Genomic DNA, 21,628 nt, shown 5'->3' on the forward strand with positions numbered 1-21,628 from the left:
GACACCATGAGTAAGAAAATTCAGGGCGTATTAACCGCCATCGTCACCACCTTCGATCGCGACGGCGCATTCAACCCAGCCGCCCAGCGCGAGCAGGTACAACGCCAGTTAAGCGCCGGCAACGGTATCTTCTGCGGCGGCACCAACGGCGAATTCTTCGTGCTGAACGAACAGGAGAAGCTGGCGGTGACGCAGACCTGCGTCGATGAAGTGAACGGCAGCGCGCCGGTGGTGGCGCACATTGGCGAGATCTCCACGCGTGAAACCATTCGCCTTGGGAAACAAGTGGCGAAGCTGGGCGTGGATGCGGTTTCGGTCATCACACCCTATTTCGTGCCGCTAAAGCAGGAAGAGCTGATTGCCCACTATCGCGCGGTGGCTGACGCCATCGACGTGCCGCTGTTCCTTTACAACATTCCGGCGCGCACCGGCAACACGCTGCAACCGGAAACCGTACGCACGCTGGCCGCACACCCGAACATCATCGGTATCAAAGACAGCGCCGGCAGCTATGAGAGCCTGAGCGGCTTCCTGCAAGCGGCTGCAGGCATCAACAGTTTTGATGTGCTGAACGGCCCGGATTCGCTGATTCATCAGGGCTTTGTCGACGGCTGTTCGGCCTGTATTTCTGGCCTTGCTAACGTGGCGCCTAAAGAGATCAACGCGATTTGGGCGCGCTTCCATGCCGGCGATATCGAAGGTTCGCGCCTGGCGCAAGAGAATGTGACCGGTCTGCGCACCGATCTGTATAGCGTCGGCTTCTCTCCCGCTGCAGTGAAAAAAGCAGTGACGCTGCTTGGTTTTGAGGTTGGTGACAGCCGCTACGCGGTGAGTTTCTCAGCCGAAGAAGAGCAGAAGATCCGCCAGATTGTGAATCAGTATTTGCAGTAATTAGAGTCATCACCATAGCAGCGTGAAGCCGATTTCAATCGCCGCACAAGCCGTAGCGGCGCGATTTTTCGCGCAATAAATTGCGCCGCTACGATGCATGCGATCCGCGGGAACGGTATTTATTTTCAACATCGGGAAGAATTATGAAAGTCATCTGTACCTCACCGTCGTTTGCAAAATATGACGCGACGCCGATAACCACGCTGCAACAGCACGGTTTTGAGCTGATCACGCTGCCCGCCGATGCGCCGCTGAGCGCACTCCAGCCGCATCTGGCGGACACCGTGGCGCTGATCGTGGCTTTTACCGACATCAACGAAGAGCTGCTGGCGTTAGCACCGCAGCTGAAAATCGTCTGTAAGCACGGCGTTGGCGTCGACAACATCAATCTGGATGCCACGCGTGCACGCGGGATTTACGTCACCAACGTGCCGGATGCCAATAAACATGCTGTCGCTGATTTCGCCTTTGCTTTGATCCTTAACAGCGCGCGTCAGATCACCCAAGCCGCCATCGAAACCCGAGCGGGCAGCTGGCCGCGTATTTTTGCCACCGACGTGTACGGTAAAACGCTGGGCATCATCGGGCTGGGCAATATTGGCAAGCAGGTCGCGCTGCGCGCCAGAGGTTTCAACATGCGGGTGATCGCATTTGATTTTTATCCTGATGAGCCGTTTGCTGCTGAACACGGCATCGACTTCGTCACGCTGGATCAGCTGACCGAAACCAGCGATTTCATCACTCTGCACATGCCGCTTACCGACAAAACGCAGAATCTGTTTAATGCCGCGCGCCTCAAACGCATGAAGAAAAATGCCTTCCTGATTAATGCCTCACGCGGCGGCGTAGTGAATGAGCAGGATCTTTATCAGGCGCTGCTGGATAACGTGATCGCCGGAGCAGCGGCTGACGTGTTTGTGCAGGAACCGCTGACCGAGCATCCGCTGTTTACGCTTAGCAACTTCATTCCCACTTCGCATATCGCCGGTTACACCGACGGTGCGATCAGCGCGATTGGTGAACGCTGCGTGACGCAAATTGTGCAGTGCATCCAACAGGGCGAACGCCCAATCAACGTGATGAACGGGCTGGAATAACACGCCGCCTTATCCTGTAACCTTTTTCGAGTGGATAATTACTATGACTAACTCTGCGCGCTCGAGTCGTATCCGTTGGTGGATTGCTGGCCTGATGTGGCTGGCCATCGCCATTAACTACATTGACCGCACCGTTCTCTCGGCAGCGGCTCCGCATCTGATCAAAGAACTCGATATCAATCCTGAAATGATGGGCTTCATCATGGCGGCGTTCTTCTGGTCTTATGCGCTGTTGCAGATCCCGGCGGGCTGGTTTGCCGATCGCTTCGGCCAGAAAAAAGGGCTTGGTATCGCCGTCGGCTGGTGGTCGATCGCCACCATGGCGATGGGACTGGCGACCGGCTTTAAATCGCTGCTGGCGCTGCGTTTAGCACTCGGCGTCGGTGAGGCCGCCGCCTATCCCAGCAACGCGGGCATTACCGCGCGCTGGTTCCCGGATCGCGAACGCGCCACGGTTTCTGGCCTGTTCGACAGTGCCTCCAAATTTGGTGGTGCGGTGGCCATGCCGCTGATCGTCTTTATGATCGCCCTGTTCGACTGGCGTCTGACCTTCCTCGCTATAGGTGCGCTGGGCTTGTTCTGGGTGATTGCCTGGTACTTTATCTACGCCGAGAATCCGGAAGATCATAAGTCGATAAGCCAGCAAGAAGTGCGCTTCATCCGTAATGGCCAGACGCAAAAGCACGGCGACAAAAGCGTGCGTCCGATGAAGTGGTACAAGCTGCTGCGCTACCGCAATATCTGGGCAATGTGCATTGGCTTTTTCACCATCAACTACACCTCCTATTTCTTTATTACCTGGTTGCCGACCTATCTGGTGAAAGATAAAGGCATGGATTTCCTCAAAATGGGGATGGTGGCTGCGCTGCCGCTGATCTGTGGCATGGTGATTGAAGTGCTGGCGGGTTGGGCATCGGATCGCATGGTGCATAACAAAGTACTGTCGCTGACCGCTACACGAAAACTGTTTCTCACCATCGGCCTGCTGATGGCGCTGTGTATCGGATTTGCCCCGTTCACCGATTCGGTGTTTATGACCGTGCTGCTGCTGTGTATCGCCAAATCCGGCACCACCGTGGCGGCATCACAAGTGTGGGCCTTGCCGGGCGATGTGGCACCGCAAAACAGCGTGTCGATTGTGGCGGGGCTGCAGAATACCGTTTCAAACATGGGCGGCGCGGTGGGGCCGATCATTACCGGCGCGATTGTTGGCGCAACCGGCCACTTTACCTGGGCGCTGGTGTTCTCGGCGGTGCTGGTGGTGATTGGCATTCTTAACTATCTGTTCCTGATGGGTAAAGTTGAACCTATCGTCGATGAGGAACAGGTGACGCATGCGCATTCCGTGGCAAGTGGCGCGGCGCGGTAATCGGCTGGGTCGCCATCAATGGCGACCTTACTGTTTAGTTATTTACCGGCAATAAACAGCCGATAAGCGGCAATCACTGCAAGAAAATCGTCGACGCCACAGAAAGAGAGGCTCTCTTCGTCGTAATAAGTCATGCCCTCTTCCATGCCGTCATCTTCCAGCGCCAGCTGGTTGGCACGAATCATCACCTCTTCATCATCCAGCCACAGCGTGTATTCATGCCCGACACGCTGCCACTGATTGATGGTGCCTTTCACCTGTTGGGCGGCGGCCTCAACTTCATCCAGCAACGGCAGATTGTCTTTGACCTCTTCGTTGAACCAGTGCCCCACCGCTTCGTGGTCCATCGACATACGCACTTTGACCTGACCGGTCAAATCACGCAGAAATTCATATTCCATGATTGCCTCATACTGATGACGCGCTGTGCAGCACAGTGTTAGTGCATTTTGTGCGCAGCACGCTGAATAAAGTGGGATCGCGCTCGCATTATGCCTGGAGATGTCAGCGGAAAAAAGGGCATAAAAAAAGGGACGATTTTCATCGTCCCCTTGTTCATCCCGATAACCGATTAAACGGCAGTCTGGAAGATCACTGTGTCGGCTTTGTCAGTGTATTGTCCCAGCTGATCAAAGTTGAGGTAGCGATACGTGTCAGCCGCGGTCTTATCAACCTGCAGCATGAACTGCTGATACTCGTCCGGCGTTGGCAGCTTGCCAAGCAGCGAAGCGACCGCCGCCAGCTCTGCTGACGCCAGGAAGACGTTCGCACCGGTACCCAGACGGTTCGGGAAGTTACGGGTTGAGGTGGAAACCACCGTCGCGCCGTCTGCCACACGCGCCTGGTTACCCATGCACAGTGAACAGCCCGGAATTTCGATACGCGCACCGCTCTTACCAAAGACGCTGTAATAGCCCTCCTCGGTCAGCTGTGCGGCGTCCATTTTGGTTGGCGGCGCAACCCACAGACGGGTTGGCAGCTGGCCTTTATGGGCATCCAGCAGTTTACCGGCCGCGCGGAAGTGACCGATGTTGGTCATGCACGAACCGATGAACACTTCGTCAATCTTCTCGCCCTGCACGTCAGACAACCAACGCGCGTCATCTGGATCGTTCGGTGCGCACAGAATTGGCTCTTTGATCTCGGCCAGATCGATATCGATCACTGCCGCGTATTCAGCATCCGCATCGCCTTCCAGCAGTTGCGGATCGGCCAGCCATTTCTGCATGCCTTCAATGCGGCGCTCCAGCGTACGACGATCGCCGTAGCCTTCCGAGATCATCCACTTCAGCAGCACGATGTTCGAGTTGAGATACTCGATGATCGGCTCTTTATCCAGCTTGATGGTACAGCCGGCAGCAGAACGCTCAGCCGAGGCATCGGTCAGCTCAAATGCCTGCTCAACTTTCAGTTTCGGTAGACCTTCGATTTCCAGCACGCGGCCAGAGAAGATGTTTTTCTTCCCTTTCTTCTCAACGGTCAGCAGGCCAGCTTTGATCGCATACAGCGGAATGGCGTGTACCAGATCGCGCAGGGTGATACCCGGCTGCATTTCGCCTTTGAAGCGCACCAGCACCGATTCCGGCATATCCAGCGGCATCACGCCCGTCGCAGCAGCAAACGCCACCAGACCAGAGCCTGCCGGGAAGGAAATACCGATTGGGAAACGGGTGTGTGAGTCACCGCCGGTACCAACGGTATCTGGCAGCAGCATACGGTTCAGCCAGCTATGGATAACGCCATCGCCCGGACGCAGCGACACGCCGCCACGGTTCATGATGAAGTCTGGCAGCGTATGGTGCGTGGTCACGTCGACCGGCTTCGGATAGGCGGCGGTGTGGCAGAATGACTGCATCACTAGGTCAGCCGAGAAGCCGAGGCACGCCAGGTCTTTCAGTTCATCACGGGTCATTGGACCGGTGGTGTCCTGAGAACCCACTGAGGTCATTTTTGGTTCGCAGTATGAGCCCGGACGGACACCCTCTACGCCGCACGCGCGGCCGACCATTTTCTGCGCCAGCGAGTAACCGCGGGTGCTAACAGCCACATCTTTGGCTTGCACGAACACATCGCTATGCGGCAGACCCAGCGATTCGCGCGCTTTGGTGGTCAGGCCGCGACCGATGATCAGCGGAATACGACCGCCAGCACGGACTTCGTCCAGCAGCACGTCGGTTTTCAGCTCAAAGGTCGCCAACAATTCGTCGGTTTCGTGATTGCGCACTTCGCCTTTGTACGGGTAAACGTCAATGACATCGCCCATGTTCAGACGATCAACGTCGAGCTCGATCGGCAAGGCGCCCGCATCTTCCATGGTGTTGAAGAAGATAGGAGCGATTTTACCGCCGAGGCACAGACCGCCGCCCTTTTTGTTTGGCACGTAAGGGATATCATCGCCCATAAACCACAGCACCGAGTTGGTGGCGGATTTACGTGAAGAACCGGTACCGACCACGTCGCCGACGTAGGTCAACGGGAAGCCTTTGGTCTGCAGTGCTTCGATCTGTTCGATCGGGCCAATGTTACCCGCATCGTCGGGTTCGATGCCTTCACGGGCGTTCTTCAGCATTGCCAGCGCGTGCAGTGGAATATCCGGACGTGACCATGCATCCGGCGCCGGAGAGAGGTCGTCGGTGTTGGTTTCGCCGGTCACTTTGAACACGGTGGTGGTAATTTTTTCAGCCAGTTTTGGACGCTTCAGGAACCATTCGGCATCGGCCCATGACTGGATAATTTTTTTCGCGTGTGGGTTACCCGCTTTGGCTTTCTCTTCGACATCGTAGAAGTTATCGAACATCAGCAGCGTGTGAGACAGGGCTTCGGCAGCAATCGGCGCTAAGGCTTCATCTTCTAACGCTTCAATCAGCGCATGGATGTTATAACCTCCCTGCATGGTGCCCAGCAGCTCAACGGCTTTTTCGCGAGTAACCAGAGGAGAGTGGGCTTCGCCCTTAGTGACAGCTGCCAGGAAACCGGCTTTTACGTACGCCGCTTCATCAACACCTGGTGGGACACGGTTGACCAACAGGTCGGTCAGGAATTCTTCTTCACCCGCTGGCGGGTTTTTCAGCAGTTCAACCAGCGCGGCCATTTGGGAAGCATCTAACGGCTTAGGTACGATTCCCTGGGCAGCACGCTCGGCAACGTGCTTACGGTATTCTTCTAGCACGACGTTCTCCTCGCTCTCATTGTATAGCTTTCCGGTGCACCCCTTGATGCTGTCGAACAGTAGGGTGAGGTGCCCGGTTCCGCGTGGGGCAGCATAGCAGCATTTCGCCTGATTGTTAATCTGTTTACAAAAAAGCAACATTCGTGCGTTTTTTAGCAGCTTCATCTGCAAATTGAGCGGGATCACATAAAAAAGCAGGCTATGAAAGCCTGCTTGTTCTCATGTACGCAGAAGAGTGTTAACGATCAACCAGCACGAATTCGCTGTCGTGATAGCGTTCGCCCAGAATATTTTTCTCGCTAAACAACTCGTCCAGCGTGGCGACATCCGCATGACGTAATGCTAAATCGGCGGCGGCGCAGTTCTGTTCCAGGTGGGCGATTTTGCTGGCGCCGGGAATCGGCACAATAAACTCGCCTTTTGCCAGCACCCACGCTAACGCTAGCTGGGCAGCCGTCGCGTCATAACTTGTAGCCATCTCGGTAAGTTGATTTACTAACTTCTGGTTATGAGCCTGCGCACCCTGCTGAAAGCGCGGTAGCGAACGACGGAAATCATCTTCCGCTAAGGTGGCGGCAGCCGGGAATTTGCCGGTCAGAAAGCCGCGTCCCAGCGGGCTGTAAGGCACAAAACCGATGTTCAGTTCACTACATGTGGCGAGGACATCTTGCTCCGGATCGCGTGACCACAGCGAATATTCACTTTGCAGCGCCGAAATCGGATGCACCGCATGCGCGCGCCGCAAGGTGGCGGATGATACCTCAGACAAGCCGAGATATTTCACCTTCCCTTCCCGCACCAGATCGGCCATCACGCCCACCACGTCCTCGATTGGCACCGCCGGATCGAGACGATGCTGATAGAGCAGTTCGATAGTTTCCACACCAAGACGCTGCAAGGAACCTTCGACCGCATGACGAATATGCGCCGGATCGCTATTCACCCCGGTAATCCGCTGCCAGCCTTCGCCCTGATCGGTAATGCGAAAACCAAACTTGGTGGCGACTTTGATATCGCTGCGCCCTTTTATTGCTTTTGCCAATAAGCTCTCGTTGGTGAATGGACCATATACTTCGGCGCTATCGAGAAAATCGCCCCCCAGCTCAAATGCCCGCGTCAGCGTGTTCAGCGCCTGTTTCTCATCATTTTGCCCATAGGCGAAGCTCATGCCCATGCAGCCTAATCCCAGCGCCGACACCACTAGTCCCTGATTGCCTAATTGACGTTGTTGCATTGTTTAATCCTCTTCGCTGTTGGTGTTAATGTTATAAACCTCAGCAATCACGGCAACAATTGAGACATTCTTGCCGATTTAGTGAGTAAAACTCAGCAATGAATAAATATCGTGCGTCTATGCAGGAACTGGAGATGTTTGCTGCCATCGCGCAGCATCTGAGCTTTCGCAAAGCAGCGGAGGAGCGCAACGTCACGCCTTCCAGCCTGAGCCACGCGATGCGCCATTTCGAAGCGCGTTTAGGGGTGCGGCTGCTCAATCGCACTACGCGCAAAGTGGCGCTGACTGAAGCCGGTGAACGCTTTTTACAGCGCATTCAGCCTGCGCTTGCCGATTTGTCGCAAGCGGTGGATGAGCTCAACGACTGGCGCAACGATCCACGCGGCGTATTGCGCATTAGCATGCCGCGCTCGGCGGAAGCGCTGTTCTTCGATACGCTCATTTTGCCGTTCTTGCTGCGCTATCCCGAGATCACACTGGAGATCGACAGCAACGATTCACTGCTGGATATCGTAGAGGCCGGATTTGATGCCGGCGTGCGCTATGGCGATGTGCTGGCGCAGGATATGGTGGCGGTGCCATTTGGCGCACCGATGCGGGCGCTGGCGGTGGCAAGCCCGGCTTTTATTGCACAGCATGGCGTACCGCATCAGCCTGCTGAACTATTGCAATATCCCTGCATAGAAAGACGCTTTCCCAGTGGACGACGTTATCGCTGGGAATTCTGGCAGGATGGCCGCAAACAGGAAGTGGCGGTGAAAGGGGCGCTGGTGCTGGATAACAATGAGCGGATATTACACGCAGCCCGTGCGGGCGTAGGCATTGCCTTTCTGCATCAAGGTACGGTGCGGGAAGATTTAATTCGCGGTGACTTAGTAGAAATACTGGCGGACTTCACTCAGGTAGAAGAAGGATTCTGGCTCTACTATCCGAGCCGTAAATATCTTTCTGCTCCGCTAAGGCATTTTATTGATTGGCTTAAAGAAATTAATAGATAATTAAAAACATCCATTACTCGATCTATTTAAATGGTTAGATAATATATGAATCCATTAATCATAAATAATTTTAGAATTAAGGTGAAATATAAAAAGTTTGGCGTACACTGCCTGCGGGCGCTTGAGGCAACTTGCTTCAAGCTGAAAAGATTGGGGTAGGTTGTGGAGAGTGAACCCGTGAGATTAATTTTCATTAACCACACGGGTGAGCGACTTAACACCCTAACACCTAGACAATGTCAGGGTAGTCGCTTGCTCGTGCTAAATCAAGAGGAACGTGACTATGAAGTCTATATTCAGCAAGCTGATTATCAGCGGACTCATTCTATTAGGATTGTGTCTGGTTAATCGCAGTTCACTCTGTGAATTACGATTACGGATATTCACTGCTGAATTATCGGCTGTTATGGCTTACGAACCACAACAGTAAAACTTCATTAGCGGGAGTTCGCTCCCGCTATTTCGGCATTGCGCATGTGTTAGCTATCGCGCCTTTTTTATTTGTTTATGTAAATAGAACCACTAATAAAAAACGGCTCCTTAAAGGAGCCGTTTTTTATTCAAAGCGCAAACTTATTTCTTTTTCGCTTTAGGGTTCGGCAGGTCCGTGATGCTACCTTCGAACACTTCGGCAGCCAGGCCGACAGACTCATGCAGCGTTGGGTGCGCGTGAATGGTCAGAGCGATATCTTCGGCATCACAGCCCATTTCAATCGCCAGACCGATTTCACCCAGCAGCTCGCCGCCGTTGGTACCGACAATCGCACCACCGATAACACGGTGAGTCTCTTTGTCGAAAATCAGTTTAGTCATACCGTCTGCACAATCAGACGCGATAGCACGGCCTGAAGCGGCCCACGGGAAGGTGGACACTTCGTAGCTGATGCCTTTCTCTTTGGCTTCTTTCTCGGTCAGACCAACCCAGGCAACTTCTGGCTCGGTGTAAGCAATGGATGGGATCACTTTCGGGTCGAAGTAGTGCTTCAGACCCGAGATCACTTCCGCCGCTACGTGGCCTTCGTGCACACCTTTGTGCGCCAGCATTGGCTGACCCACGATGTCACCGATAGCGTAGATGTGCGGTACGTTGGTGCGCATCTGCTTGTCGACGCGGATAAAGCCGCGATCGTCCACTTCCACGCCTGCTTTACCCGCATCAAGACCTTTACCGTTCGGTACGCGACCAATCGCCACCAGCACCGCATCATAACGCTGTGCGTCAGCTGGCGCTTTTTTGCCTTCCATTGATACGTAGATACCATCGTCTTTCGCTTCAACAGCGGTCACTTTGGTTTCCAACATCAGGTTGAATTTCTTGCTGATACGCTTGGTAAAGACTTTCACTACGTCTTTATCGGCAGCCGGGATCACCTGGTCGAACATCTCAACCACGTCGATCTCTGAACCCAGCGCTTTATAAACAGTGGCCATTTCCAGACCGATGATGCCGCCGCCCATAACCAGCAGACGCTTCGGCACTTCTTTCAGTTCCAGCGCATCGGTTGAATCCCACACGCGCGGATCGTTGTGCGGAATGAATGGCAGTTCGATTGGACGAGAACCGGCCGCGATGATCGCGTTATCGAAGTTAATGGTGGTTGCACCACCTTCACCTTCGACCACCAGCGTGTTAGCACCGGTGAATTTGCCGAGGCCAGTCACCACTTTCACTTTACGACCTTTCGCCATACCCGCGAGGCCGCCAGTGAGCTGGTTGATCACCTTCTCTTTCCACGAACGAATTTTGTCGATGTCAGTTTGCGGCTGGCCAAACACGATACCGTGCTCTTCCAGGGCTTTTGCTTCGTCGATCACTTTGGCGACGTGCAGCAGCGCTTTTGACGGGATACAGCCTACGTTCAGACAAACACCGCCGAGGGTGCTGTAACGCTCAACGATTACGGTTTCCAGACCTAAATCAGCGCAACGGAAGGCTGCAGAGTAACCTGCAGGACCTGCCCCAAGTACCACGACTTGAGTTTTAATCTCTGTACTCATCATGACCTCTTGTTTGATTACCGGCAGTCAGGAAAAAGCTTTTCCCAAGCTCTAATGCCCTATATCCGCCGGGACATTTCACCGCGAGAGTTTACAGAATTGTTAACAAACTGCCAACCGCGGCAACATTGAATGCTTACAACAAGGCCGGCTTTCGCCGGCCTTGATTAACTTCACATCACCAGACGGCGAATGTCGGACAGTGTGTTGTTGATGATGGTGATAAAGCGCGCACCATCAGCACCGTCGATCACGCGGTGGTCGAAGGAGAGTGAGATCGGCATCATCAGACGCGGCTCAAACTCTTTACCGTTCCACACCGGCTCCATCGCTGACTTGGAAACACCGAGGATAGCCACTTCCGGCGCGTTGACGATTGGCGCGAAGTGCGTGGTGCCCAGGCCGCCAAGGCTGGAGATGGTGAAGCAACCGCCCTGCATGTCGCCGGCGGTCAGCTTGCCATCACGCGCTTTCTTGGAAATCGCCATCAGCTCGCGGGACAGTTCAGTGATGCCTTTCTTGTTCACATCTTTGAACACTGGAACCACCAGACCGTTTGGCGTATCAACCGCCACACCGATGTTGATGTATTTCTTCAGCGTCAGTTTCTGTGCATCTTCAGACAGTGAACTGTTGAAGCGTGGCATCTGCTCAAGAGCAGCGGCAACGGCTTTCATGATGAACACCACTGGCGTGAATTTCACATCCAGTTTGCGTTTCTCTGCTTCGGCATTCTGCTGTTTGCGGAACGCTTCCAGATCGGTGATATCGGTTTTGTCGAAGTGTGTAACGTGCGGGATCACCACCCAGTTACGGCTCAGGTTGGCACCGGAGATTTTCTGGATACGGCCCAGTTCCACTTCTTCAATTTCGCCGAACTTACTGAAGTCCACTTTCGGCCAAGGCAACAGACCTGGCAGGCTTCCGCCGCTGGCTGCTGCAGCCGGAGCCGCTTCAGCGCGTTTCACCGCGTCTTTGACGTAAGTCTGCACGTCTTCTTTCAGGATGCGACCTTTACGGCCAGTGCCTTTGACTTTCGCCAGGTTGACACCGAACTCGCGCGCCAGACGACGAATCACCGGCGTCGCGTGTACGTAAGCATCGTTCTCAGCGAACTCGCCTTTCGCATCGGCTTTCGCTGCTACTGGGGCCGCTGCCGGTTTCGCGGCTTCTGCCGCTGGAGCCGCTTCCTGCTTAGCCGCAGGCGCCGCAGCCGGTGCCGCGCCTTCCACTTCGAACACCATGATCAGTTTACCGGTGCTGACTTTATCGCCAGTCGACACTTTCAACTCTTTCACGGTACCGGCGAACGGTGCAGGCACTTCCATTGAGGCTTTGTCGCCTTCAACCACGATCAGGGATTGCTCAGCAGCGACTTTGTCGCCCACTTTCACCAGGATCTCGGTGACTTCAACTTCGTCGCCACCAATGTCTGGGACGTTGACGTCTTTAGCGCCAGAAGCCGCAGGTGCTGCTGCTGGAGCCGCTTCCTGTTTAGCTGCTGGAGCAGCCGCCGGCGCTGCGCCTTCTGCTTCGAACACCATGATCAGTGAACCGGTATTCACTTTGTCGCCGGTGGATATTTTGATCTCTTTCACCACGCCCGCGAACGGTGCCGGGACTTCCATTGAGGCTTTGTCGCCTTCAACGGTGATCAACGACTGCTCAGCCGTTACGGTGTCGCCCACTTTGACCAGGATCTCAGTGACTTCAACTTCGTCGCCGCCGATGTCCGGTACGTTGACTTCTTTGCTGACCGCAGCAGCGGCAGCAGCTGGAGCAGGAGCGGCTTCCGCTTTCTTCTCTTCTGCTGGCGCTGGCGCCGCTTCTGCGGCACCTTCTGCGTCAAAAATCATAATCAGCGAGCCGGTTTCGACTTTGTCGCCGGTCGAGATTTTGATCTCTTTAACCACGCCCGCCTGCGGCGAAGGCACTTCCATGGAGGCTTTATCGCCTTCCACGGTGATCAGCGACTGTTCAGCTTCAACTTTGTCGCCCACCTTTACCAGGATTTCGGTGACTTCAACTTCGTCTGCCCCGATGTCCGGTACGTTAATTTCGATAGCCATTACTCTCTTACCTCTTATGCCAGACGCGGGTTAACTTTATCGGCGTCGATATTGAATTTGGTGATGGCTTCTGCCACCACTTTCTTATCGATTTCACCGCGTTTAGCCAGCTCACCCAGCGCAGCCACAACCACATACGATGCATCCACTTCGAAGTGGTGACGCAGGTTTTCACGGCTGTCAGAACGACCGAAGCCATCGGTACCCAACACGCGATAATCGCTGGAAGGCACGTAGCTGCGAACCTGTTCTGCGAACAGCTTCATGTAGTCGGTCGATGCGACGGCCGGTGCTTCGTTCATCACTTGCGCGATGTAAGGTACGCGTGGCTCATCGGTTGGGTGCAGCATGTTCCAGCGCTCACAATCCTGACCATCACGCGCCAGCTCGGTGAACGAGGTTACGCTGTAGACGTCAGAAGCGATGCCGTAATCTTTCGCCAGGATCTGCGCGGCTTCACGCACGTGACGCAGAATTGAACCTGAACCCAGCAGCTGCACTTTGCCTTTGCTACCTTCTACGGTTTCCAGCTTGTAGATACCCTTACGGATACCCTCTTCCGCACCCTGCGGCATCGCAGGCATGTGGTAGTTTTCGTTCAGCGTGGTGATGTAGTAGTAGATGTTTTCCTGCGCTTCGCCGTACATACGCACCAGGCCATCTTGCATGATGACCGCGATTTCGTACGCGTAAGACGGATCGTAAGAGATACAGTTCGGGATAGTCAGCGACTGAATGTGGCTGTGACCATCTTCGTGCTGCAAGCCTTCGCCGTTCAGCGTAGTACGACCTGAAGTACCGCCCACCAGGAAGCCGCGTGCCTGCATATCGCCGGCCAGCCACATCAGATCGCCGATGCGCTGGAAGCCGAACATCGAGTAATAGATGTAGAACGGAATCATCGGCAGGTTGTTGGTGCTGTAAGAGGTCGCCGCCGCCAGCCAGGATGAACCTGCGCCCAGCTCGTTAATCCCTTCCTGCAAAATCTGGCCTTTCTCGTCTTCTTTATAGTACGCAACCTGCTCGCGGTCCTGCGGGGTGTACTGCTGACCGTTCGGGCTGTAGATACCAATCTGACGGAACAGACCTTCCATACCGAAGGTACGGGCTTCGTCGGCAAGGATTGGAACCAGACGATCTTTGATCGACTTGTTCTTCAGCATCACGTTCAATGCACGCACGAAGGCGATGGTGGTGGAGATCTCTTTATTCTGCTCTTCCAGCAGTGGACGGAACTCTTCCAGCGTTGGCATTTCCAGCTTCTCGCTGAACTCCGCCTGACGCGTTGGCAGGTAGCCGCCCAACTTCTCACGCTGACCGTGCAGATAGTTGTACTCTTCAGAACCTTTTTCGAAGGTGACGTATGGCAGCTCTTCGATTTTGTCATCGGCCACCGGCACATTGAAGCGATCGCGGATGTAGCGAACGCCATCCATGTTCATCTTCTTAACCTGGTGGGCGATGTTTTTACCTTCAGCAGTGTCACCCATGCCATAACCTTTGATGGTATGGGCCAGAATCAGCGTTGGCTGACCTTTGGTTTCCTGCGCTTTTTTCAGTGCAGCGTAGACTTTCTTCGGATCGTGGCCGCCGCGGTTCAGCGCGAAGATCTCTTCGTCTGACCAGTCTTTCACCAGAGCTGCGGTTTCCGGATATTTACCGAAGAAGTGCTCACGTACGTACGCGCCGTTACGGGATTTGAAGGTCTGATAATCGCCATCAACGGTTTCGTTCATCAGCTGAATCAGCTTGCCGCTGGTGTCCTGACGCAGCAGTTCATCCCAACGACCGCCCCAAATCACTTTGATCACGTTCCAGCCAGCACCGGCAAAGATGCCTTCCAACTCGTTGATGATCTTACCGTTACCGGTGACCGGGCCGTCCAGACGCTGCAGGTTACAGTTGATGATGAACACCAGGTTGTCCAGCTTCTCGCGGGTGGCGATGGTGATCGCACCTTTGGATTCCGGCTCATCCATCTCGCCATCACCGAGGAAGGCGTAAACGGTTTGTGCTGAGGTGTCTTTCAGACCGCGGTGTTCCAGATACTTCAGGAATTTCGCCTGATAGATCGCGTTCAACGGACCCAGGCCCATTGATACGGTTGGGAACTGCCAGAAGTCCGGCATCAGTTTCGGGTGCGGGTAAGAAGAGAGACCTTTGCCCTGCACTTCCTGACGGAAGTTGTTCATTTGGTCTTCGCTCAAGCGACCTTCAAGGAAGGCGCGGGCGTAGATACCTGGAGAAATGTGACCCTGGAAGAAAACCAGATCGCCGCCGTCTTTGTCGCTACGCGCGCGGAAGAAGTGGTTAAAGCACACTTCATAAATGGTCGCGGAAGACTGGAAGGAGGACATGTGGCCGCCAAGCTCCAGATCTTTCTTCGACGCACGCAGCACCGACATGATGGCGTTCCAACGAATTGCGGAACGGATACGACGTTCAAGAGAGGTGTTGCCCGGATAGTCCGGCTCATCTTCAACAGCAATAGAGTTAATGTAGTTGCTGATTGCAGAGGAACCTGCGGCAACTTTCACGCCACCTTTGCGTGCTGCACTCATTACCTGATCAATCAGATACTGCGCGCGCTCAACACCTTCTTCACGGATGACCGATTCGATCGCTTGTAGCCAATCACGAGTTTCGATCGGATCCACGTCATTCTGTAAACGTTCTGACATGGGGTGTATTCCTTATCTGTGTCTAATACGTTGAAATTATCAGGAGCCTGTCTTCTTGTGCTTTGCTTCTGGTTCACAGCACAAGAAGACAGGCCCGTCGTGTTTTCCGCACGTTCGTTGCCGTGCGTTATTCCTTACGTTGCTGTAAACGACGCAGGGAGCGTTCACGACGACTCTGCTCCCGACTTCTATCCAGCAAGATTTCCTCAATGAACGCCAGGTGACGATGAGATGCCTCGCGTGCTTGTTCTGGCTCACGAGCCACAATCGCCTCGTAGATACTGGCGCGGTGACCGCTCACTTTCGCCAGCATTTCCCGACGAGCGTAGAGCAATTCAAAATTCTGACGGACGTTTTGTTCCAGCATAGGGCCCATGGAACGCAGCAGATGCAGCAACACCACATTATGGGCGGCTTCTGTGACAGCGATCTGATACTTCATCACTGCATCCGCTTCGGCGTCGAGATCGCCGCTGTCCTGTGCCTGCTGAATATGAACATGGCAGTCGCGGATGCGCTGCAGATCTTCATCGGTTCCCCGTAGTGCCGCGTAATAGGCAGCAACGCCTTCCAGCGCGTGGCGGGTTTCCAGCAGGTCAAACTGAGATTCTGGATGTTCGGCAAGCAGACCGACCAGCGGGTCGCTCAGGCTTTGCCAGAGATTTTTTTGGACGAAGGTGCCGCCGCCCTGACGACGTAGCAGCAGGCCTTTGGCTTCCAGGCTCTGAATCGCTTCGCGCAGGGATGGACGTGAGACATCAAACTGTTTCGCCAGTTCACGCTCGGGGAGCAGTTTTTCACCCGGCTGGAGCGTCCCTTCCATAATGAGGGATTCCAGCTGTTGCTCGATCGCATCGGAGAGCTTGGGTTGGCGAATTTTACTGTAGGCCATCTTCCCTTCTTATCAGCCAAACGTCCGGAGTAAATTGGTAATACCAATTGAAAAATGGTGCCGGTAAAGTAACAAAGTATTCACCTTGTGTCTATATGGGTGCGGTCACACTTCAGGGGATGATCGCAGCGCTGGTGCGCTAACCTACCGGCATCAAGCGAGAAATCCCACACACACGGCAAATGTTAATGAATTGCACTTTTACCTAACCTTACACTGAGTTAGCGTCCAGAAAACTGCTCAACCATAAGGGAAACCTATTCGTGTTCACCCTTTTTTCATGGCAGAAATACTGCGACGGGCGCGCAGAGGATGCTGCTGCTTTTTCAGTCATCTCTCAGCACAAAAAGCAAAAGCAGGTGCAAACTGACGCGCTTATCACTATTCTGAACGCCGTGGTAGCTCATGCATGCACACAGCACGCCAGATACCGTAAAGAAAAGAATACATTAAGGTAAACAGCCTTACAGTGCGCGCACTGCAGGTGCACAATAACAACATCACGAGGTTTGTATGGAACAACAGCATGGCGACACGCTGCACCGCGGCTTAAAGAATCGCCATATTCAGCTGATTGCGCTGGGCGGAGCCGTAGGTACTGGCCTGTTTCTGGGTAGCGCATCAGTGATTCAATCGGCCGGTCCGGCCGTGATTCTGGGATATGCGATTGCCGGTTTTATTGCCTTTCTGATCATGCGCCAACTCGGCGAGATGGTGGTTGAAGAGCCGGTTGCCGGCAGCTTCAGTCACTTCGCCTACAAATATTGGGGCAACTTCGCCGGTTTCGCCTCGGGCTGGAACTATTGGGTGCTGTATGTGCTGGTTGCCATGGCCGAACTCACCGCTGTGGGCAAGTACGTACAATTTTGGTGGCCGGATTTTCCTACCTGGGCCACCGCCGCCATCTTCTTTGTATTGATCAACGCCATTAACCTGACCAACGTCAAAGTGTTCGGTGAGATGGAGTTCTGGTTCGCGATTATCAAAGTGGTCGCGGTCATCGGCATGATTCTGTTCGGTGGCTGGTTGCTGTTTAGCGGCAACGGCGGCCCGCAGGCGAGCGTCAGCAACCTGTGGGATCAGGGCGGCTTCCTGCCTCACGGCATGACCGGATTGGTGATGATGATGGCAATCATTATGTTCTCGTTTGGTGGTCTGGAGCTGGTGGGCATCACTGCCGCAGAAGCCGACAATCCACAAGAGAGCATCCCGAAAGCCACCAATCAGGTGTTGTGGCGTATTCTGATTTTCTATATTGGCTCACTGGCGGTGCTGCTTTCGCTGCTGCCTTGGACGCGAGTCACTGCCGATACCAGCCCGTTCGTGCTGATTTTTCATGAGCTGGGCGATGCCTTTGTGGCCAACGCGCTGAACGTGGTAATCCTGACGGCGGCGCTTTCGGTCTACAACAGCTGCGTTTACTGCAACAGCCGCATGCTGTTCGGCCTGGCGCAACAGGGTAACGCGCCGAAAGCATTGCTGAAAGTGGACAGTCGCGGCGTGCCGGTCGCTACCATTCTGGTCTCAGCCGTAGCAACCCTGCTGTGTGTACTGATCAACTATCTGATGCCAGGCGAAGCCTTTGGCCTGCTAATGGCGCTAGTGGTTTCCGCACTGGTGATCAACTGGGCGATGATCAGCCTCGCGCATCTGAAATTCCGTAAAAAGAAAGACCAGCAAGGCGTCACCACGCGCTTCAAAGCGGTGCTCTATCCGCTGGGTAACTGGATTTGCCTGGTGTTCCTCGCCGGTGTGTTGGTCATTATGCTGATGACGCCAGGCATGGCGATATCGGTATGGTTGATTCCGGTATGGCTGGTGATTCTGGCTATCGGTTACACCATCAAGAACAAACTACAGAAAGCGTAATGTTGTTCCTGCCCGGCACGCTGTTGCCGGGCAGCACTTCTGATCTGGCTCACACTTTTCCCCGCCCGCGCGTTTTGTCCATCTAACCGACCATTTGCTCCCCAGCAGATTACTGATTTTGCACAGATAATTCCTGCTCATCATATCGCTGGAGACGATCAATGAAAGGAGCAGCCCTCTCGTTCAGAGAGAAACTGGGATATGGCATGGGCGATGCCGGATGCAACATGATTGGCGGTGCCATCATGCTGTTCCTCAATTATTTCTACACTGATGTGTTTGGTTTAGCCCCGGCGCTGGTCGGTACGCTATTACTGTCGGTACGCGTACTTGATGCGGTAACCGATCCGATCATGGGCGCCATTGCCGATCGTACGCAAAGCCGCTGGGGCCGTTTCCGCCCCTGGCTGCTGTGGGTTTCCGTGCCTTACGTGCTGTTTAGCGTGCTGATGTTCACCACGCCGGAGTGGAGCTATGACAACAAGGTTATTTGGGCATTTGTCACTTACTTCCTGATGTCACTCACTTACACCGCCATCAACATTCCTTACTGCTCGCTGGGCGGTGTGATCACCAACGATCCGGGTGAGCGCGTGTCATGTCAGTCCTATCGCTTTGTGATGGTGGGCATTGCCACGCTGATCCTCTCACTTTCGCTGTTGCCGATGGCCGAATGGTTTGGCGGCGACAACAAAGCGCGCGGTTATCAAATGGCCATGGGCGTGCTGGCGCTGATCGGTTTGGCGATGTTCCTGTTCTGTTTTGCCAATGTGCGTGAACGCATTCGCCCGGCCACGCCAAGCAACGATGATTTGAAACAAGATTTGCGCGACGTGTGGAAAAACGATCAGTGGGTGCGCATTCTGCTGCTGACCTTCTGCAACGTCTGCCCCGGTTTTATCCGCATGGCCGCCACCATGTACTACGTCACCTGGGTGATGGGGCAATCAACGCACTTTGCCACGCTGTTTATCAGCCTGGGCGTCATCGGCATGATGTTCGGCAGCACACTGGCAAAAATCCTCACCGATCGCTGGTGCAAGCTCAAGGTGTTCTTCTGGACCAACATCGCGCTGGCGCTGTTCTCCTGCGGCTTCTACTGGATTGATCCGCACGCCACCGTCGCGGTGGTCATCGCCTACTTCCTGCTGAATATCCTGCACCAGATTCCCTCGCCGCTGCACTGGTCGCTGATGGCCGACGTGGATGATTACGGCGAATGGAAAACCGGCAAACGCATCACTGGTATGAGCTTCTCCGGCAACCTGTTCTTCCTCAAAGTGGGGCTGGCGGTGGCGGGGGCGATGGTCGGTTTCCTGCTGTCGATTTATGGCTACGATGCCGGCGCAAAACAGCAGGCTCCCAACGCGATTAACGGCATCATGCTGCTGTTCACGGTGATTCCGGGCGTGGGATATCTGATCACTGCCGGCGTCGTGCGTTTAATGAAAGTGGATCGCAACTTAATGCGTACGATTCAGGCCGATCTGGCGCTGCGCCGTGCCCATTCACACCACGAATCCCCTATCGCGTCCTCTGCGACTGCGCAACCCGGAGAGATCAAATGAGCTGGCCCAATCCTTTTATTACGCAACGCGCCGATCCCTTTATTCTGCGCCATGCCGATGGCTACTATTTTATCGCCTCGGTGCCGGAATATGACCGACTGGAGATTCGCTATGCCTCAACGCTGGCTGGCCTGATTGAGGCAGAAGCGGTAACGGTGTGGCACAAACCGGATACCGGCCCGTTTAGCGCGCTGATCTGGGCGCCAGAACTGCATCACATCAACGGGCAATGGGTGATCTATTTCGCCGCCGCACCGACGCGGGCGATAAAAGATGGCCTTTTCCAGCACCGCATGTATGCGCTGGTGTGTAATGATGCCGATCCGCTGAGCGGTAACTGGCAGCCCTGCCGCCGCGTACATACGCCCATCGACTCCTTCTCACTGGACGCCACCTACTTCCACCATCAAGGTAAACACTGGTATCTGTGGGCGCAAAAAGATCCGGCGATTCCCGGAAACTCTAACCTGTATCTTGCCGAGTTGCTCAATCCGTGGACGCTAAAAAGCGCCCCGCTGATGCTGAGCCGACCAGAGTATGAATGGGAGTGCGCAGGATTTAGCGTTAATGAAGGACCGGCGGTGATTCAGCATGGCGACCAGCTGTTTGTCACCTATTCCGCCAGCGCGACCGATGAAAATTACTGTCTGGGGATATTAAGCATTGATGTGTTGGCCGATCCGCTCAACATCAACGCCTGGCGTAAATCCGCGCGACCGGTATTTGCCACTAGCTGGGATAATCAGCAGTACGGGCCGGGACACAACAGCTTTACGGTGGATGAAGCGGGAAGAGCGGTGCTGGTGTATCACGCACGCAATTACACCGAAATTGAGGGCGATCCGCTGTGGGATCCGAATCGCCATACGCGCTTGAAATATTTCGACTGGCGTGAAGACGGCACACCGGATTTTGGCGTGCCGCCAGCCGATCACACCAGCGTGCCGTAGATCGTCAACAGCGCGACCACCACCACCAGCACCAGAGAAATACGTTTCGCCAACGCCACTGCAACACGTGGCGTTTCAACTTTATCCATGTGCGGATCGCGCGCCAGCGAGAACTGCGCCAGGCTGGTCAGCACCTGATATTGCGGGCGATGCAGATCGCCCAGCGCGGCAAACCACGCTGGCAGCGCACGTTCGCCGTGGCCGAGCAACGCGTAAGCCACGCCGGCCAAACGCACGGGGATCCAGTCCAAAACGTGCAGCAGACGATCAACGCCAGACTGCGAGCGCGCCAGCGGCGTCTGATGCTTAGCCAGCCAGCTCTGCCAGGCTCGCAGAAACGCATAACCCACCAGCAGCACCGGGCCGTAAGGTCCACCGACCACAAACCAGAACAGCGGCGCAAGATAGAAGCGGAAGTTAATCCAAATCAGCGCGTTCTGCAGTTCACGCAGGAACTCGCGCTCGCTGCACTCAACCGGCACGCCGTGAATCAGCGTCAGTTCAGCCGCCATCGCCTGATGCGCCGCTTCATCGTCATGGCTCGCGGCCTTGAGATAGCTGTGATAGTGCAGTCGCACCGAACCCGCGCCGATACACAGCAATCCCACCAAAATCCAGAACAGCAGTTGCGCCACGCCAAACAAGATGCCTTTCAGGCTCCACACCACCAGCCAGACGATCAGCATCGCTATCACTGTCATCATCAGCGTGCGCAGCAGGGAAAAACGCTGGCGGCCACGAAACAGCGGCTCCAGCCGATGGTCCAGTTGCCAATGCTCACCCAACTTAAACAGGCGTTCCCAACCTAAAACCAATAACAAGCTAAACAACGTCATACCCGCT

Annotated in this window: 16 protein-coding genes; 8 read left to right on the plus strand and 8 right to left on the minus strand. The window is 54.7% G+C overall.

Going from position 1 to position 21,628, the window contains the following annotated elements; translation table 11 throughout:
* Nucleotides 1-6: 6 nt before the first annotated feature.
* The 3 genes from IB226_RS12180 (at nt 7) to IB226_RS12190 (ending at nt 3,357) form a co-directional block, all read left to right on the plus strand.
* Entirely contained in the window at nt 7-891 is an 885-nt protein-coding gene (locus IB226_RS12180; protein ID WP_192235698.1) for a dihydrodipicolinate synthase family protein, read from the plus strand.
* A gap of 143 nt (nt 892-1,034) precedes the next feature.
* Nucleotides 1,035-1,988 carry a phosphoglycerate dehydrogenase gene (locus tag IB226_RS12185; RefSeq protein WP_192235700.1) on the plus strand — a complete coding sequence of 318 codons (954 nt, stop codon included), beginning with the start codon at nt 1,035-1,037 and terminating at the stop codon, nt 1,986-1,988.
* A 43-nt stretch (nt 1,989-2,031) separates the two neighbouring features.
* A complete protein-coding gene (locus tag IB226_RS12190) occupies nt 2,032-3,357 on the plus strand; it encodes an MFS transporter (protein ID WP_101762087.1) in 1,326 nt (441 codons plus the stop codon).
* Between the two features lie 38 nt (nt 3,358-3,395).
* On the opposite strand, the gene yacL is transcribed toward IB226_RS12190, so the two are convergent.
* The 3 genes from yacL to IB226_RS12205 form a co-directional block, all read right to left on the minus strand.
* Nucleotides 3,396-3,758: a protein YacL gene (gene yacL, locus IB226_RS12195; RefSeq protein WP_101762088.1), complete on the minus strand. Its 363-nt coding sequence runs from the start codon at nt 3,756-3,758 to the stop codon at nt 3,396-3,398.
* A 170-nt stretch (nt 3,759-3,928) separates the two neighbouring features.
* The gene (acnB, locus tag IB226_RS12200; protein ID WP_192235702.1) at nt 3,929-6,526 is read right to left on the minus strand and encodes a bifunctional aconitate hydratase 2/2-methylisocitrate dehydratase; all 2,598 of its coding nucleotides are present in this window, start codon (nt 6,524-6,526) and stop codon (nt 3,929-3,931) included.
* Between the two features lie 238 nt (nt 6,527-6,764).
* Nucleotides 6,765-7,760 carry an aldo/keto reductase gene (locus IB226_RS12205; RefSeq protein WP_192235704.1) on the minus strand — a complete coding sequence of 332 codons (996 nt, stop codon included), beginning with the start codon at nt 7,758-7,760 and terminating at the stop codon, nt 6,765-6,767.
* Between the two features lie 98 nt (nt 7,761-7,858).
* On the opposite strand from IB226_RS12205, the gene IB226_RS12210 reads away from it, so the two are divergent.
* Together IB226_RS12210 and IB226_RS23415 are read left to right on the plus strand one after the other, a co-directional pair.
* Entirely contained in the window at nt 7,859-8,758 is a 900-nt protein-coding gene (locus IB226_RS12210; protein ID WP_192235706.1) for a LysR family transcriptional regulator, read from the plus strand.
* Nucleotides 8,759-9,041: 283 nt separating this feature from the next.
* Nucleotides 9,042-9,188, plus strand: coding sequence for a Hok/Gef family protein (locus IB226_RS23415; protein ID WP_110867540.1), 147 nt, complete (start codon nt 9,042-9,044; stop codon nt 9,186-9,188).
* Between the two features lie 143 nt (nt 9,189-9,331).
* On the opposite strand, the gene lpdA is transcribed toward IB226_RS23415, so the two are convergent.
* The 4 genes from lpdA to pdhR form a co-directional block, all read right to left on the minus strand.
* Nucleotides 9,332-10,756 (minus strand): dihydrolipoyl dehydrogenase, encoded by a 1,425-nt coding sequence (gene lpdA / locus IB226_RS12220; RefSeq protein ID WP_008108560.1) that lies wholly within the window; start codon nt 10,754-10,756, stop codon nt 9,332-9,334.
* 173 nt (nt 10,757-10,929) lie between these two features.
* Complete coding sequence (gene aceF / locus IB226_RS12225) at nt 10,930-12,825, minus strand: pyruvate dehydrogenase complex dihydrolipoyllysine-residue acetyltransferase (RefSeq protein ID WP_192235708.1); 1,896 nt, start codon at nt 12,823-12,825, stop codon at nt 10,930-10,932.
* Between the two features lie 14 nt (nt 12,826-12,839).
* Nucleotides 12,840-15,506, minus strand: a complete 2,667-nt coding sequence (gene aceE, locus IB226_RS12230; RefSeq protein ID WP_101762093.1) for a pyruvate dehydrogenase (acetyl-transferring), homodimeric type — start codon at nt 15,504-15,506, stop codon at nt 12,840-12,842.
* A 127-nt stretch (nt 15,507-15,633) separates the two neighbouring features.
* Nucleotides 15,634-16,398: a pyruvate dehydrogenase complex transcriptional repressor PdhR gene (gene pdhR / locus IB226_RS12235; RefSeq protein ID WP_008108566.1), complete on the minus strand. Its 765-nt coding sequence runs from the start codon at nt 16,396-16,398 to the stop codon at nt 15,634-15,636.
* Between the two features lie 513 nt (nt 16,399-16,911).
* Between pdhR and aroP the strand changes: the two genes are divergently transcribed.
* The 3 genes from aroP (at nt 16,912) to IB226_RS12250 (ending at nt 20,785) form a co-directional block, all read left to right on the plus strand.
* Nucleotides 16,912-18,267 (plus strand): aromatic amino acid transporter AroP, encoded by a 1,356-nt coding sequence (aroP, locus tag IB226_RS12240; RefSeq protein WP_110867537.1) that lies wholly within the window; start codon nt 16,912-16,914, stop codon nt 18,265-18,267.
* A 161-nt stretch (nt 18,268-18,428) separates the two neighbouring features.
* Complete coding sequence (locus IB226_RS12245; RefSeq protein WP_192235710.1) at nt 18,429-19,835, plus strand: glycoside-pentoside-hexuronide (GPH):cation symporter; 1,407 nt, start codon at nt 18,429-18,431, stop codon at nt 19,833-19,835.
* Nucleotides 19,832-20,785, plus strand: coding sequence for a family 43 glycosylhydrolase (locus IB226_RS12250; RefSeq protein ID WP_101762097.1), 954 nt, complete (start codon nt 19,832-19,834; stop codon nt 20,783-20,785). Before IB226_RS12245 ends, IB226_RS12250 begins: the two co-directional genes overlap by 4 nt.
* Here IB226_RS12250 and ampE read toward each other — a convergent pair.
* Entirely contained in the window at nt 20,767-21,621 is an 855-nt protein-coding gene (gene ampE / locus IB226_RS12255; protein ID WP_192235712.1) for a beta-lactamase regulator AmpE, read from the minus strand. The genes IB226_RS12250 and ampE overlap by 19 nt on opposite strands.
* Nucleotides 21,622-21,628 lie beyond the last annotated feature (7 nt).

It is taken from the genome of Pantoea sp. PNT03 (assembly GCF_014852515.1).
GTDB classification, from domain to species: Bacteria; Pseudomonadota; Gammaproteobacteria; order Enterobacterales; family Enterobacteriaceae; genus Pantoea; species Pantoea leporis.

What these genes read in the sequence shown, in the direction of transcription:
- ampE (WP_192235712.1), bottom strand. Translation starts at nt 21,621, where the DNA reads ATGACGTTGTTTAGCTTGTTATTGGTTTTAGGTTGGGAACGCCTGTTT.
- IB226_RS12250 (WP_101762097.1), top strand. Translation starts at nt 19,832, where the DNA reads ATGAGCTGGCCCAATCCTTTTATTACGCAACGCGCCGATCCCTTTATT.
- IB226_RS12185 (WP_192235700.1), top strand. Translation starts at nt 1,035, where the DNA reads ATGAAAGTCATCTGTACCTCACCGTCGTTTGCAAAATATGACGCGACG.
- pdhR (WP_008108566.1), bottom strand. Translation starts at nt 16,398, where the DNA reads ATGGCCTACAGTAAAATTCGCCAACCCAAGCTCTCCGATGCGATCGAG.
- IB226_RS12190 (WP_101762087.1), top strand. Translation starts at nt 2,032, where the DNA reads ATGACTAACTCTGCGCGCTCGAGTCGTATCCGTTGGTGGATTGCTGGC.
- aroP (WP_110867537.1), top strand. Translation starts at nt 16,912, where the DNA reads ATGGAACAACAGCATGGCGACACGCTGCACCGCGGCTTAAAGAATCGC.
- yacL (WP_101762088.1), bottom strand. Translation starts at nt 3,758, where the DNA reads ATGGAATATGAATTTCTGCGTGATTTGACCGGTCAGGTCAAAGTGCGT.
- IB226_RS12245 (WP_192235710.1), top strand. Translation starts at nt 18,429, where the DNA reads ATGAAAGGAGCAGCCCTCTCGTTCAGAGAGAAACTGGGATATGGCATG.
- aceE (WP_101762093.1), bottom strand. Translation starts at nt 15,506, where the DNA reads ATGTCAGAACGTTTACAGAATGACGTGGATCCGATCGAAACTCGTGAT.
- IB226_RS23415 (WP_110867540.1), top strand. Translation starts at nt 9,042, where the DNA reads ATGAAGTCTATATTCAGCAAGCTGATTATCAGCGGACTCATTCTATTA.
- aceF (WP_192235708.1), bottom strand. Translation starts at nt 12,825, where the DNA reads ATGGCTATCGAAATTAACGTACCGGACATCGGGGCAGACGAAGTTGAA.
- IB226_RS12210 (WP_192235706.1), top strand. Translation starts at nt 7,859, where the DNA reads ATGAATAAATATCGTGCGTCTATGCAGGAACTGGAGATGTTTGCTGCC.
- IB226_RS12180 (WP_192235698.1), top strand. Translation starts at nt 7, where the DNA reads ATGAGTAAGAAAATTCAGGGCGTATTAACCGCCATCGTCACCACCTTC.
- lpdA (WP_008108560.1), bottom strand. Translation starts at nt 10,756, where the DNA reads ATGAGTACAGAGATTAAAACTCAAGTCGTGGTACTTGGGGCAGGTCCT.
- IB226_RS12205 (WP_192235704.1), bottom strand. Translation starts at nt 7,760, where the DNA reads ATGCAACAACGTCAATTAGGCAATCAGGGACTAGTGGTGTCGGCGCTG.